The organism is Mesorhizobium sp. KR2-14, from assembly GCF_040049255.1.
In the GTDB taxonomy this organism is placed as follows: domain Bacteria; phylum Pseudomonadota; class Alphaproteobacteria; order Rhizobiales; family Rhizobiaceae; genus Pseudaminobacter.
This window is the reverse complement of record NZ_JBDZDR010000030.1, coordinates 1-1,130: the sequence shown is the minus strand read 5'-3', so window position 1 is coordinate 1,130 and position 1,130 is coordinate 1. Positions and strand designations below refer to the sequence as shown.

The following is a 1,130-nucleotide window of genomic DNA, read 5'->3' as shown; positions in this document are numbered from 1 at the left end:
CCGTCGACGATTCGCGCACCATGCGCGACATGCTGAAGCTGGCGCTGGTCGAGGCCGGCTACCGGGTGGTGCAGGCCGAGGACGGGCTGCACGGGCTGGAGGTGCTGGCCGCCGAGACGCCGCAGGTGATCGTCACCGACATCAACATGCCGCGGCTCGACGGCTTCGGCTTCATCGAGAAGGTGCGCGCCGACGCCGCCTGGCGCGGCATTCCGATCCTGGTGCTGACCACCGAGAGCGACGCGGCCAAGAAGGACCGGGCGCGGCGCGCCGGGGCGACGGGCTGGATCGTCAAGCCGTTCGACCCGGCCAAGCTGATCGACGCCATCCGCCGCGTGGCGGCCTGAACCGACGAGGACCCCGCCGTGGACGCAATGGCAACCATCAAGCAGACCTTCTTCCAGGAGTGCGAGGAGCAGCTGTCCGAGCTCGAGGCCGGGCTGCTGGCGATCGAGCGCGACGAGGCCGAGCCCGACACCGTCAACGCGGTGTTCCGCGCCGTGCACTCGATCAAGGGCGGCGCCGGCGCCTTCAGCCTCGACGAACTGGTCGCCTTCGCGCATGTCTTCGAGACCGCGCTCGACCAGCTGCGTTCGGGCACGCTGGCCGCCAGCCCCGAGGTGCTCGCCATCCTGCTGCGCGCCGCCGACCTCTTGGCCGACCTGGTGGCGTCGGCCCGCGACGGCGGCCAGGTCGCGCCCGGCCGCGCCGCAGTGCTGGTCGCCGAGCTGAACGGCCTCGGGCCCGACGCGGCCCTGCCGGCCGCCGACAGTGACGCCGGCGACGACATGGACGGGCTGGTGTTCCAGCCGGTGCGGGTGGCGCTCGACTTCGGCGCCGGTCTGGCCGCCGATCTTGCCGGCGACGACGACCTGTCCGCCGCGCGCGCCTACACGATCCGCTTCAAGCCGCGGCCGGAGCTCTACGCCAAGGGCAACGAGGCGGCGCTGGTGCTGCGCGAGCTGGAGCGGCTCGGGCGCCTGGAGGTGAGCTGCGACGCGAGCGCGGTGCCGCTGCTCGACGCGCTCGACCCGGAGGGCGCCTATCTCGACTGGACGCTCAAGCTCGAGACCGACAAGGGCGAGGCGGCGATCCGCGAGGCGTTCGAGTTCGTCGAATGGGACTGCGAG

At 72.4% G+C, this 1,130-nt stretch carries 2 protein-coding genes; both read left to right on the top strand.

Annotated features, from left to right (window positions below; translation table 11 throughout):
- The coding region (locus ABLE86_RS22855) for a response regulator (RefSeq protein WP_348781289.1) at positions 1–347 on the top strand (347 nt) is incomplete at its 5' end.
- Positions 348–374: 27 nt separating this feature from the next.
- Positions 375–1,130, top strand: a 756-nt coding sequence (locus ABLE86_RS22850) for an Hpt domain-containing protein (protein ID WP_348781290.1), incomplete at its 3' end; no start/stop codon positions are given.